The 13738-nt window shown below is 60.7% G+C and carries 9 protein-coding genes; 4 read left to right on the forward strand and 5 right to left on the reverse strand.

What is annotated here, in order from left to right:
- The 3 genes from C2L66_RS09130 to C2L66_RS09140 all read left to right on the forward strand — a co-directional run bounded on the left by C2L66_RS09130 (position 1) and on the right by C2L66_RS09140 (position 4865).
- A complete protein-coding gene (locus C2L66_RS09130) occupies positions 1 to 2340 on the forward strand; it encodes a condensation domain-containing protein (RefSeq protein ID WP_060600478.1) in 2340 nt (779 codons plus the stop codon).
- Between the two features lie 437 nt (positions 2341 to 2777).
- Positions 2778 to 3620: a methyltransferase, TIGR04325 family gene (locus C2L66_RS09135; RefSeq protein WP_082670336.1), complete on the forward strand. Its 843-nt coding sequence runs from the start codon at positions 2778 to 2780 to the stop codon at positions 3618 to 3620.
- 18 nt (positions 3621 to 3638) lie between these two features.
- Positions 3639 to 4865 carry an alpha/beta hydrolase family protein gene (locus tag C2L66_RS09140; protein ID WP_060600474.1) on the forward strand — a complete coding sequence of 409 codons (1227 nt, stop codon included), beginning with the start codon at positions 3639 to 3641 and terminating at the stop codon, positions 4863 to 4865.
- Between the two features lie 41 nt (positions 4866 to 4906).
- Here C2L66_RS09140 and C2L66_RS09145 read toward each other — a convergent pair whose 3' ends face one another.
- Positions 4907 to 5905, reverse strand: a complete 999-nt coding sequence (locus C2L66_RS09145) for a glycosyltransferase family 2 protein (RefSeq protein ID WP_060600472.1) — start codon at positions 5903 to 5905, stop codon at positions 4907 to 4909.
- Between the two features lie 146 nt (positions 5906 to 6051).
- Positions 6052 to 6942, reverse strand: a complete 891-nt coding sequence (locus tag C2L66_RS09150; protein WP_060600470.1) for a hypothetical protein — start codon at positions 6940 to 6942, stop codon at positions 6052 to 6054.
- A gap of 271 nt (positions 6943 to 7213) precedes the next feature.
- Between C2L66_RS09150 and C2L66_RS09155 the strand changes: the two genes are divergently transcribed.
- Complete coding sequence (locus C2L66_RS09155) at positions 7214 to 8695, forward strand: flippase (protein ID WP_060600468.1); 1482 nt, start codon at positions 7214 to 7216, stop codon at positions 8693 to 8695.
- 614 nt (positions 8696 to 9309) lie between these two features.
- Here the strand turns inward: C2L66_RS09155 and C2L66_RS09160 are convergent.
- The 3 genes from C2L66_RS09160 to C2L66_RS41585 all read right to left on the reverse strand — a co-directional run bounded on the left by C2L66_RS09160 (position 9310) and on the right by C2L66_RS41585 (position 13497).
- Positions 9310 to 10413: an acyltransferase family protein gene (locus C2L66_RS09160; RefSeq protein ID WP_060600466.1), complete on the reverse strand. Its 1104-nt coding sequence runs from the start codon at positions 10411 to 10413 to the stop codon at positions 9310 to 9312.
- 261 nt (positions 10414 to 10674) lie between these two features.
- A complete protein-coding gene (locus tag C2L66_RS09165; protein ID WP_082670334.1) occupies positions 10675 to 12714 on the reverse strand; it encodes an acyltransferase family protein in 2040 nt (679 codons plus the stop codon).
- Positions 12715 to 12894: 180 nt separating this feature from the next.
- Positions 12895 to 13497: a glycosyltransferase family 4 protein gene (locus tag C2L66_RS41585; RefSeq protein WP_233444895.1), complete on the reverse strand. Its 603-nt coding sequence runs from the start codon at positions 13495 to 13497 to the stop codon at positions 12895 to 12897.
- Positions 13498 to 13738: the final 241 nt, after the last annotated feature.

Here is a 13738-nt window from a genome sequence, read left to right on the forward strand (position 1 = left end):
ATGAACGGACTAGCCTTTAAGATCGCCCCAGCTGACGAAGTCGAAGCCAGCTACGCCGTGTTCCCGGCGACGGCCTGCCAGGTCAGGTTCTGGCATGAGCAAAAGGCGTCGCCGAAGGCCTCCGCGCTCAACATCGCGTTCCGGCTGCAGTTGTCGGGACCGCTGGACGCCGCGAGCATCGAACAGGTGCTCCGCGAACTGGTTGCGCGGCACGAGGTATTGCGTACCGGCTTCCTGATGACGGGTGCAGGGCTGCGTCAACAGGTCTGGAGCCGCGCGCCCTTCCAGCTCGACGTGGTCGACCTCAGCGGTTTCGACGAAAAGGAGGGCCTTGCGGAGGCCGAGCGCGTCGGCGGGCAGCAGGCCCGCACGCCGTTCGCCTTGACGTCGCCCTCCTTCTTCCGGGCCGTGTGGTTGCCCAGGTCAGCCACACAGGGTGAACTGCAGCTGACCTTCCATTCGCTCGTGATGGACGGCTGGTCGTTCGCGATCCTTGTGCGCGAACTCGTCGAAGGACTGGCGGCCGTGCATGCCGGCCTCGAGCCCGCCTATCCCGATGTCGATCTTCACCACGGCGACTACGCGCTGTGGAAGGAAGAGTTCCTTGCCAGCGGTGCGCTCGATCGCGCGCGCGCCCACTGGCGCCAGGAGCTGCAGGATTTCAGTCGCTTCGATGTTCCCGGCGATCGTGCGCGGCCGCAGGCGCGACGCTTCCAGGGCATCATCCGCTCGATTCTCCTGCCCGGCGCGCTCAGCGACCGGCTGATCGCGGCTGCCAAGGCGCAAGGCGTCACGCTGTTCAGCGTTGCCGCCGCGAGCCTCGCGATGGCCTTACAGAAGGCGGCAGGCCAGACGAAGGTCGCCATGGGCACCCAGATGTCGGTGCGGGATCAGCAGGAACTCGAAGGCGTGGTCGGGCCGCTGATCAACACGGTGATACTGCGCCTCGACGTGCCTCAAGGCAGTAGCGTGGCCGCCGTCACGGCGCAGTGCGGCGCCAAGCTCAGCGACGCCATCGAACATCTGCACTTGCCGTTCGAAGAGATGATGGAGATGGCGGGCGAGGTAGCCGATGGGGATCGCCCGCCGCTGTGCTCGGTCAATTTCGCCCTGCAGCAAAGCTTCGTAGGCGGCGGCGACGAAGTTCGCCGGGGCGTTTTCGCTGCGACGACCTCGCCCTCCTTCAACGCCGGCGCGCTCTACGACCTGAACTTCTTCATGGTGCGGCGCCCGGATGGCTGGCGCATCTCCTGTGAAGGCGACACCGACCTCTATGACATCGGGACGATAGACGGACATCTGGCGAAGTGGCGCGAGATGCTGGAAACCGTCGAGATCAACGCGAAGCTGCCGGTGGCGCCCGCTGCCGCGAAAGCAACGGCGACCTTCGTAGCGGGCGTCGGCAACAGCGGTTTCATGAGTCAGGCCGAACTGGAAGCGAAAGCGCGCAATATCGTGCGCTTCAACGAGAATGCGCCGGGCACGCCCATCATCGCGCTCAACAACACGGCCGTGTTCTATGAACTGGCCCGGCAGATCGGCGACGAACGTCCCATCATCGATATTCCGATGATCCCGGAAGGCGCCCCGCGCGAATTCCCGCAGCGCGCGTTCCAGGACGTCGCCGCGGACGCCGTGCGGCTGATCCGGCTGGCCCGGCCACACGGCCCGTATATTCTGATGGGGCACTGCGTGCTCGGCGCGCTGTCGCTGGAAGCGGCCCATCAGCTCAGGCGCGAAGGCGAAACGGTGGAGCTCGTCATTCTCAACGATTCCTGGTGCCCGGGTTATCGCGAATCGATGCCCTGGTACGACCGGCAACTGCGCAAGATGCAGGTGCGCGCCGACAACATTCCGCGCGACTTCCGCAAGGCGCTGCGGGGCGAGACCTCGATGGTCTCGTTCCTCAACCAGTACCGGATCGTCCGCTGGCTCGGCATTGCCAACCTTGCGCTCAAGCTCGGCCTGATTCAGGGCAATGCCTCAGAGCATATGGTTTCGGAGAATCGCTGGTACATCGAATATCTGCTCGCGCAGCAGGCGCGGTATCGTCCTGCCCCCTATGACGGCGACGTGCAGATCTTCCGCAGTGGCCAGGTGCTCAATGGACGCCTGTTCGCGCACGATCTGGGATGGGAGGCAGTCGTCACGGGCAAACCGGACAACCTGGTCGTCACCGAGGTGCCGGGCATGCACGACCAGATCTTCCGCCCGGCCGGCGCGGCTGTCATCGGCAAGCAACTGCGTGAGCGTCTGGCGCGGATCGGGGAGAACAGCGCTGAAGCCAATGCTGGCCAAGAGGACGCTCCCGCAGCATATTTGAGCCGCGCCACGGCTTAGAACCGACTTCATAAGGATTGCACATCGGTTCACGAAGGATTCGTGAACCGACGCAGCAGCCAGAGAAAAAACGCGGCGACCGGTTTCCTGGAATGGTGACCTCTTCAGGTGTCTAGTCTCGCGTTGCAAGCTACATTCGGCGAAGTCGGTGTAGACATTTTCCTCGTGCCAGGCGGATTTGTGATCGCGCCCGGAGGTAACGGGCAACCTGGTCGTGACTGAGGGCCCCGGCATGCATGACCAGTTATTCCACGGTGCGGGCTCGGCGGCCATAGGCAATCAATTGCGTGAGCGCTTGACCGAAATCGAGGCCAATGCACGGCCTTGCAGTAGCCGGAACGGTAGTTAGTTAAACCTATTCAAGTCGGGGCCGGGGGAGAAAATCTGGCCGCGAATTCAGGCACCAAAATTCGGCCGTGTTGCCTAAGGAGGCTAAAATGCGGAGCATAGTCTGGCGGATTCCCGGATTGAAGCAACTGCGTCGATCGGGGTGGCTCAATCACAAGCTTCGGCTCGGATATGGTGCTTATTGGGGCGCATTCCCTAGTCGGGAAGATGCGGTACGGTTTCTTCGGCCCTCTCGACTCGCAACCGCGGACAACGAAGACATGGCCGTGATGAACGTCGAGGCGTTCTCGACTGTCCATTCCTTCGATTGGCCGATAATGTTCTTCATGATGGACTTCAAACGCCGAGGGCGGCTTACCACCGTCACGGATCTCGGAGGTCATCTGGGTGTCAAATACCATGCCTTCCGGAAGTTCCTGGACCTCCCCAAAGACACATCATGGCAAGTCGTCGACGTCCCGGCTGTATGCAAGGAGGGAAGAAGGCGCCAAAGATCCGGGGAAACGTCTCTGCAGTATTTCGAGGATCCGGAAAAGACAGCTCCGTGCGACGTGTTGCTTTGTTCCGGCGTCTTGCAATATCTCGACTATTCACTGGTAGAAGCCGTCGCCCGCTTGCCGTCTCGCCCCCGCCTCATATTGTTGAACAAGGTTGCCATTTCCAGGGACAGCGCCTTCTACACGCTTGAATCCTTAGGACGCAGCCGCATTCCCTACCATGTGACGACAATTGCAGATCTGGATCGGGCACGAGATGCCCTTGGATACCGGCTTCTGTCGCGATGGAGCATTCCGGACCGAATCTTCGAAGCGGCAACGGCCAATGGTAAGCAGTCGATAGAATCGATCGGCGAAGCCTGGATCGCTAACGGCATCACGGAGGAAGCTTCCCCTGGAATCGACACGGAAACGTCCCTGTCCCACAGTTACTAACCGCGACAGGGCATCCGCATGATCTCTGGCACGTCTTCTTCCTGGGTTCTTGGCGCTGCCAGTCTTGTCGCGCTCGTGGTCGCGGCGGTGATTGGCGTGAGCTGGTATACAGGGCTTGCCGATCCGAAGGAAATGATCCGTGCCGCCCTATTCCTCGACACAGACAAGCCTCGGTTGGAGGGGCCCTATGCCGTCGGCTTCTCCAGTGTTGAAGTGAAAACGGGAATCGATGGCCCTTCGCTTCCCGTCGATATCTGGTACCCCGCGCAGGCGCCCGGCGATGGCATTGGGCGCTCGCTTCTGCAGTGGATCAGAGCAATCGGACATCCTATGTCCCCGCCGTTCACACCAGATGGAAAGCTGTCCGAGGCCCGTGCCAAATATCCCCTCATCATTTACTTTCCATCATGGTTCAGTGTTCGCCAACAGAGCACATTCACGCCCGCAAACCTGGCGAGCCATGGTTTCATCGTCGCTACCGTGGACGACATCGTGCACGCCCCTCGTCTTCCCGGACGAGAGGGCGAGGCTCAGGCATCGGAGATCCCCAGCGATTCGATGGAAAGCTTCGAGGCTTATCGCCCCGTCGCAGCCCTGCGGGCTGAACTAGCGGCGAAATCGGGCTCTGCCATCATCGACGCATTTCAGAATATTCCGGTGTTTGGACAACGTGTGGATATGGCGAAGGTCGGCGCCGTCGGATTCTCGTTCGGAGGCGCGACGGCAGCGCAGATGAGTAGCGACGATCGACGCATCAAGGCCGTCGTGAATTTTGACGGCTCCTTGTATGGCCGCCCTGAACGCGGCAATGTCGAGGTGCCTTACATGATGTTCTTTAGTGGTTGGACCTATCCGACTTGCGAGGAACTCATGCATAGTGACTTCGCCACGCGGATCAACTCGGTGCTGACGGTCGAGGCAGTTGCGCACCAGGTCCGCCAGGCCACGCTCCCGAACAACTGGACCTTCACGGTAAAGGGTACGGTACATGATGATTTCGCAGACAAGCTCGCGAAGCCTTCATGGAGGGCCGCATTCGGCAAATCTACAATCGACAGGGCGAAGACCTGGTCCGAGATCAATCGCTACGTTGTTGCATTCTTCACCCGCTTCTTGCTAGGCGAGGACCAGCCTTTGTTGACGGAGCCAGCTCCGTTCGCGGAAATACGGCCTTTCATGGAGAACCAGGCGCCTCCACAAGACCCGGTATCGGCCACTGGTTCCATAAAAGCCCGCTGTCCTTAGATCACAGCGCATTTTTGCGCGTCTGGACGACTAGCGTTGATCTATTCGACGCCGACTCCGGCTACGGCTTTGCCACGCCGATATATTGAGGCGACATCCTCTGCGCGTTCGAAACCAACGAAACGCGACAATGCGTTGAGATATGATGGGCTTAAGGGCAGGAAGCGTCCGAACATCTGGTCGAGTTGCGCGAGGCGGGTCCGGAACGCCACGATATCGTATCGATACAACAGCCGCATGTATGACGAGAGACGTTGCTTGAGCATTTCCTGATCGTCCTCCGAAAGCACGTCTAAAGAATGCCGATGTCCCTCGGTGATCCTGAAGAAGTTCTCCATGTATTGTTCTGTGAGGTGTATGGCGTTGTAGCGCGCTCCTCGGAGCCCAAGACGCCGGTGTCCTTGCTGTCGCCACGCGAAGAGCGGGTCTGCGCTCTCGACCGTCAGAACCTTTGCGCCTTTTCTCGCGAGCTTTAGTAGAAAGTCCTGGTCCTCATCAACCTTGAGATTTTCGTCGAAGCCGGCCACATCCGCGATCCATCGTCTTCTGAATACGCTCTGACCTAAATGTATGAGAGGTCCCTTGGCGAGAATCTCCAATTCGCCCGGCTGTGAAGAAAACGTTGAGCACTCGGCGAGGCGGACCCTTCGCACAGTATCGAGTTCGACCACGACCTCTTCCCATCGCGACATCACATAGGCGACACCCGGATCAGCAGTCCGGCAGGCGATCGACTGAAGCTGCAGTTTTGTCGGCGCCAGGAAATCGTCGGCATCCAGAAACTGAATCCACTCTGCTGTCGTCGATTGCCATCCCAGGTTTCGGGCAGCACTCACTCCCTTGTTGGGCTGCGTGAGAATCGTCCACGGATGGCGGCAACCCTTGAGGTGTTCCCGAGCCTTCGCGACGGTATCGTCCGATGAGCCGTCGTCGACGATCAGGATTTCAATCTCGTCATGCGTCTGTGACGTTACGGTTTGCAACGTGGTGTCGACATACGCAGCGGCGTTGTAGCAAGGAATGACGATGGCGATCTGCAACGATGCCCCCACTGATGGATAATTTACGATCTGATCGCGCCAGGATCCGTTGCTTCATGCCGACTTCAACGTCAGGGGAGGATCGGCGGCGGACCGGGACTTGGCCAGCATTGCCTGGGTCGTGTGCTCAAATTAGCGCTTACAGATCAACGACCCCGACTCAGATTGCGAACGATACGCCTGCGAACGGGAACAACGACCTTCATCACCGATGACTTCGCATTGTCGGTACCGGGGTCCGCACCGGGCGGCTGCGGATTTACCCCGAGTTTGCGCAAGTAGTGATTGGCGGCAAAGATGCGGCCACGGGCCCGGCTCGCGTCGGTCTCATAGACGAACGCATAGGAAACGCTGCGTTCCGCGCCGGTTTGAACCCAATGGGGCGCGTCCTGCGGCTGATGAAAGCCACTTCCGGGCACCAGGTCGAAGACATGTTCGAGGCTCTTGTCTCGCGTGGCCAGATCCACCTGGCCGATCTCGACTATGCCCTGCACGTAGAAATCCTCCAGCTCGTCTTCGCGGACGGCACTGGGACGATAGACATGGTAGTGCTTGTCGCCCTCGATCTGGAAGAAGTGATTGATTTCTGGATCGAAATGGAACGGCGTGGTCGAAGAAGCGGAGCTAACGAAGATGGCAGATTCGAGCCGCGCGACCTTTTCACCATTGAGACCGCCGCGTAGTTCGATCACTTTTTCGAACAGCTTGTCCAACAGTTCCCGAAAGCCGGCGTCATAATTCTCGGGCCGCTTCAAAAGCACGCGCGTCGGCCCTGTGGCAAGTTGAGCAAGCGCCTCATCCGGCTTCAACGTCTTTGATTTGACATCGAAAAATCGGGTCTCCGGCGTGGGAGCCGAACTGGAGACGTAATAATCCGCAGGGTTCTCACCATACTTCTTCGCCAACTCCGCTAGTGCTGCCGGCTGGAACATCGGAAGCTGATGCAGACAGTGCTTGAAACCGAACGGAGTATTGTTGAACGAGGTCTTGTAGACGGCTTGATCAATGGTCAGTAGAGAATCGGCAGACGGTATCATTTAGTCAATCCACACTGGGTTAGAAGACGTCGCAAGCGTGGCAGGAACCGATGTCCAAGGCTTGTCCGGTCAGCGCCTGCTAGGCGCAAGCAATTCCACGCAGCACATAAAGCGGCATGGTATCGGCGTAGCAGACGCAGCACTGCTGGATACCGCACGCAAAACACCGCTCGACAGATTTAGCCTTTAAATCCCATCTCTCCGTACGCGGACACACAAACGCTCTCGCCTGCCTCGGCCAGAATGTGCAAGTCGCGCACTGGAGTACCCCATGACAGCAAAGCCCAGCCTCAAACGCAGCGCAACGCTCAACTTCGTGGGCGGAATCCTGCCTATGTTCGTTGCGCTTGTGACGACGCCGATTTATCTGCACCACATCGGCGCGGGGCGCTACGGTGTGCTCGCCATCGTCTGGATGGTGCAGGGTTATTTCGGCTTTCTCGATCTGGGGCTGTCTTCGGCGACGTCCAACCGCATCGCGCAACTCGACGATGCGCCACCCCGCGAGCGCGAAGCCGTCCTGTGGACGGCGATGCTCCTCAACGCAGCATTGGGTCTCGTGGGCGGCATAGCGCTGTATGCGCTCATGCACGTGCTGCTCGCGTACTTCGACATGGGCGAGGCCCTACGCGTCGAATTGATGCCCGCATTGCCGTACGTAGCCTGCCTCGTGCCGCTCTCGAATCTCATTTTCGTGCTCAACGGCGCGCTCGTGGGACGCGAGCGCTTTGGCACGCTCAACGCGGTAACACTCCCCGTCACGCTGATGTATCAACTCGTGCCTCTCGGGGCGGCGCTCGTCTTCGGGCCGAATCTGCGCTACCTGGTGTTCGGCACGCTAGTGGCCGGCGTAGCGGCGCTGACGGTGACCGCGATCGCGGTCTGGCGCGTCTTTCCGTTGCGCCTCGCCGGCGGCCCGCGCCGCGACCTGGTCGGCCACCTGTTTTCCTACGGCGCGTGGATCAGCGTGACGAGCCTGGCGCAGCCGCTGCTGGAGACGGCCGACCGTCTCATGATCGGCCATGCGCTCGGGCCGCAGGCAGTCACCTACTATCAGGTGCCTTTCAATCTCGCCGCGCGCGTACGACTCTTTCCAAACGCCATCGTCCGGACGCTATTTCCGCGCCTGTCGTCGCTCGATGCCGCAGGCGCCGCAGCGCTCTCCTCCAGCGCAGTACGCGGCCTCGCCGCCGCCCTCACGCCGATGACGGTATTCGGCATATTCCTCATGCATCCCTTTCTCACATTGTGGGTGGGCCAGGAATTCGCATCGCGCGCCACGTCGGTCGGCGAAGCAATACTCGTTGGCATCTGGATCAACTCACTCGCATCGATCGCGGCCTGCCATCTGCAGGCGACCGGGAAACCGGGCATCGTCGCGCGCTTCCAGGCCTACGAAATGTTGCCGTTCTTTGCGCTGCTGTGGTGGATGTTGCATTACTTCGGGGTGCTGGGCGCAGCGCTCGCCTGGAGCGCGCGGTGCCTGCTCGACGGCGTACTGCTGTTCCATGCCGCGCGCCTGGATGCGCGGCCGGCACGCAAGCTGGTCCTCCCGGCGCTGATCATCGCGGCAGCGTATGTCGGCACACTCGTTTTCGAGCCGCTCACGTGGCCATCCATCGCGGTGTGGCTCGGCATGACCGTGGTCTCGCTCGTGTGGAGCGCGCGCTCCGAACCGCAGGCATGGGGACGTGTGCTCGACGTCGTCGCGTCCATGCGCAACTACACGCGACGCTGGGCGCAAAGCCAATGATCACGCGGGATGGCGACGCGCAATAGTACCTTTGCTAATGGCGTCGCCGCGAATCGCAACCTCAACGACTCACAGACCGGAAATACGGGACTTCGAGAGGCTCTCGCGAGCGACTCGGTCCATGATGAGCATGTTTGGAACGATCACGGATCAAACTGCACAATCCCCTCTCCCCGCAGCGTCAGGATGGCTGCGACGATGCAAAGCGTACCGCGTCCGTCGGGAATGCCGCGAAACAGATTGTGTGGCGGCAGCGAGCTGCTTCCTTCGATCAACCGCTTCGTCGCCCTGCTCTCCCCACCATGTTGCGGCGGGCAGAACATGCAAGACCGACCACGTCTGCATCACTCCCTCGACACGAACATCAACCGGGCAGACTCGCGCGCTGTGAGAACACGAGCAGCCGCGATCGCCATAGTCGATCCCGGTGATAAAGAGGAGTGTTCAACGGAGTGGAGATCGCGCACGGTTTGAGCGAGCCATGCAATGGCGATCGGCAATACGGACAACGGCTGCCGACGAACCCAACCACAGTTCCCGATAGCCGCCGAAATCGCGGCCCGAACCCGGCGCACGAGACCTGGCTCACGCATCACCTCATGCGTCAGCCCTGCTCAGGTTCCCGCACCCTGCGTCCCCGTCGACACACTTTCGGCAAGACCCGGCTTGCTGAGCCGCGCCCGCAGCAGGCGCCGGCCAAGGCGCATCGTTGGCACTTCGAACTTGCGATAGGACAAAATCGCAAACCCCAGCGCGCAAGGTATGAAGATGACGAAAAACAGCACGATACGCAGCCCAGCCCCGACAGGCAGATGATTCACCGCCAGCGACGTGCCGCGCATGACGAACAGATGCGTGAGATACAGGCTATATGACGCATCGCCAATCAAAAGAAGCAGCTTCGGATACGCGACATCGCGGCGGCCCATGACGACGCCCGCGAATATCGCCGCGGCAGCCGGTCCCCACACGAGGCCGCGCGTATCGAATGCGCCGTCCGCGGGCGGTCCTATTGCCAGCCAGGTTGCCACGCCCGCCACGACCAGGGCGATCTGAGCAGGCACGCCGATCCGGAATCCCGACAGGCGCAACTGCGCAAACAGCACGCCGAACACGAACTCGAGAATGATCGTATGCGTCCAGCTTTTGAGGATCAGGTATTCGGGTTTCAGCAAGAGGCCCAGCGCGACGAAGCTCACGAATATCGCCGTCACCGCGAGATAAACGCGCCGGACCCCAAGCAGCAGCACCAGTGAAATCACGGCATAGAAGAACATCTCGAAGTTGAGCGTCCAGCCCAGCCCAAGCACCGGTTCCGGTGCACCCGTCATCGGGTTTGCGGACGGCACGAAGAACAGCGAGCGCAGCACGTACTCCACGCCGTACGCGTTCTTGTGCTTCAGTGCGGGGAGCACGAGACCGATGCCAACCGAGAGCAGCGTCGCCATCCAGTAGAGCGGCACGACGCGCACGATGCGATCGCAGATGAACCAGCCGGCGCTCGCGCTCCCGGAGCGTTGCCCCGACACGATATACATCATCACGAAGCCGCTGACGACGAAGAAAATATCGACGCCGAACAACCCCTTCGTATTCACGAGCGGCCACAATTGCTCTGCGGCGGCGCCATGGCCGCCCACCTCGGCCGCTCCGTGGCAGAACACCACCAGCAAGGCCGCGACCGCGCGAAGCACCTGAATCGAATCCAGCTTCTTCATTGCATTGCCCCCAAAACCGATGTGCGAGCCAGCGTGCCGGCGTGGACGTCTGAAAATAGCCATTCATCCGTTCGGTTCGCAATGTGTCGCCTGAGCGGCTTTCGCTTTCAGTTGTTATCGCAAGGCGCGCAGCGGCGCGTGGATAGCGAAGAAAGCACGATTTTGTGCATGTATTGCCCAATGTACCGGGCATGCCGCCTGGGAGACCGTTCGAAAAGCCACACATCGATCATGTGCAGACCCGCGCAACGGCAAGATCGCTCAGTTCGCGCCCCGTGACTCAATGTCCTGAATGATCCTCCCGCTGAGATATCGGGAACCGTCCGGCGACAGATGGTCCCGGTCCGCATACAGGAACTCGCCGCTGCGACGCGCGTAGCAGTTTTTCGCGTCGCACAGCAACGGCAGCGGATTGAACACCTTCACGTCGGGATATTTGTCCAGCAACGCGACGATGCGTGTCTGCGCGCCCGTCAGCCGCTGCTCTACCTTGGCACGCGGGACCGCGCACGGCGAGCGCAGCGAAATTTGCACTGGGCGGCGCACGCAGGCGTTCGGATCGAAATCCAGCTCCGGCGTGTCGAGCACGAAGATCACGTACTTGCCGGCTGCCGTGAGCCTGTCCAAAGTCAGTTCGAGAGCAGCGAGGTAGACGTCGAGATTGTTCCCGCCCTTCCACTGACTCGTCGTTGGGGTCACGCGCTTGCCGTCGACGGCCATGAGGCGGATAAAGTCGCCCTTGCCGTAATCGAGGCCGCCTGCAATCGACGAAATGGCGTAGCTCGAAAGAACTACCCACTGGATGTCGTGCGACTTCACGATGTAATCGAGCACGCCGTCGAACAGCGCGGAGCAATGCTTGACGTGCCCACCCAGCGAAATGTCGACACCGTAGAACGGCGGACAGTTACCGGCGCCGACTGCAAACAGCCCCGTCCCGCGAACGCTCAAGGCCGGTTTCAGTCCTTCGTAATAGTGATTGGCGTGACTGTCGCCGAGCAGCGCCACCTGGGGGCGTCCGTTGGGCGCCGGCATCACGCAGAATTCGGAATTCGGAAAGTCCTTCTTGCAGGTGTCAGTGAAGACCCAGCGCTCCTGCTGCGCGCCGAAGCTCGCATCGGGGAAGCGCTCGGGCAAGCCATCGTGGCGAGAGATCGCGTAGCTGGACAGGCCCACACCCATCATCATCGCGAATAGCACGCTCGCAACGCGCACCGGGTATCGGCGTGAGTAGAAGCTGAAGCGCGCAGGCGCTTCGATAAAGCTGAATGTGATCGACGATAGCGCGACGGCGACCACGAGCGCGGCGAACAGCATCGTGATCGACGGTGTGCCGCCGCTCAGAAGGCGCACGAAGACCAGCACCGGCCAGTGCCAGAGATAAAGCGGATAGCTGATGAGCCCGAGATAGACGAAAGGCCTGAGGGACAGCACACGTCGGTTGAGCCACGCGCCCGGTCCCGCGGCCATCACGAGCGTCGCGCCGCCCGCCGGCAGTGCCGCGCGCCAGCCCGGAAACACGCTCTTCGGATCCAGCAGCACGAAACTCGCGACGATCAGCGCAAGGCCAGCGAACGCGACGGATTCGCGCAGTGTCGACACTTCGCTGCCCGACTGCGAGGCATTGCGTTTGCGCGCGTGAAACTCGGCCCATGCGAGCATCGAACCGAACAGCAATTCCCAGAAACGCACCACGGGCAGATAAAACGCCGCGATCGCATGTGAGCTGCTCAGGTACACGCTGCTCGCGAGCGACAGCAGGATCGCCGCGACAATGACACAGGTCGCCATACGGCGGCTCGTATAACGCCACAGCAGAAACAGCGCGACCGGCCAGATGATGTAGTACTGCTCCTCCACGCCGAGGGACCACAAATGCAGCAGCGCGCTTGCCGATGCTTCCTGCGAGAAGTAGTCGCGCGTCAAGTAGAAATAGACGTTTGCGACGAATGCAACGCTCGCGAGCGCTTCCCGCGCGAGCCGTTCCAGTTCGCCCGACGTCATCAACACGAAGCCCGCCGCGAGGGTGGCGACCAGCACGATCATCAGAGCCGGATAGATGCGCTTGATACGTCGTGCGTAGAAGTCGACGATGCTGAAGCGTCCTTGATCGAGCGTCTCGATGATGTGCTGCGAGATCAGGTAGCCGGAGATCGCGAAGAAGATGTCGACGCCAGCGAAGCCGCCCGCCAGCGTCGCTGGGAACGCATGAAAAATGACCACGGAAACGACCGCGATCGCGCGCAAACCGTCGATGTCCGGCCGGTAACCCTGTGCGGGCTTGCGAGATGTAGCGCTCACCGTTGATTACCCCGCATGTCCGTGTGACCGCGAGCCCCGCCGATGGCTGATCGGCTCAGGTGGAACGTCAATGGTATAGGCTCGACCGGCACGCACTGTGCTGGCTAACGCACGCAAGCGGATGGATTCCAGACGAACGCGGTTCGCGTGACACGCAAGCGACAGTTCGTTTTACTCCTGCTATGCGGGAGTCACTGCTCTCACTGCCTCGAACAGGCTTCGTGCCGCCCGTTTCCATGTGAAGATCCCAGCCTGCCGGCGCCCCGCCGACACCAGAGATTGATGCACCGTTTCATCGTCCAGCACGGTTCGAATCTTCTCGCTCCACGCGTCGGGATCGAAAGGGTCTGCATACAGCGCGGCCTTGCCGCAGACCTCAGGAAGCGCGCCACACGGCGCAGCCACGACCGGACAGCCAAGCGCCATCGCCTCCAGCGGCGGCAGACCGAACCCTTCCGTCAGCGATGGGAAAGCAAGCGCGCCGGCGTTGGCCATCAAGCCTACGAGTTCGGAATCGGTAATGCGGCCGGAAAATCGCACGTTGGGCGGCACGACATGCCCAAGATTTTCGAAATCGGCTTTCGTCGCTCCGCCGAACAGCACGAGCGTCACGCTCTTCAATTCGGACTTCGCGAACGCCTTGAGAAGAATGGCGATGTTCTTGTGCTTCTGCGTATTGGCGAGCGCGAGAACATAGCGCTTCCGTGTGAGGTTCAACGTCATAAGCTGCCCGTCATCCGGCCGCACCTCGAAGACGTGATCGCAGCCGTTGTAGACGACCACGATCTTGTCAGCACTGGCAACGCCGTAGTGCACGAGTTCTCGCCTTGAGAACTCCGACACGGTAAGGATCAGCTTGTGCCGTCTGCCGATAAAGAAGAACAGAAATTTGTACCACAGCCGGAAAGACAACGAATACGACTCGGGCGCGGAGAACACTTGGGCATCGTGTATCAGTGTCGCTGAATCGCGATGACACAACGGCCCGAGATTGCAGAGATTGAGAATGAAGTCTTTGCGGCGA

It is taken from the genome of Paraburkholderia caribensis (assembly GCF_002902945.1).
Lineage (GTDB): Bacteria > Pseudomonadota > Gammaproteobacteria > Burkholderiales > Burkholderiaceae > Paraburkholderia > Paraburkholderia caribensis.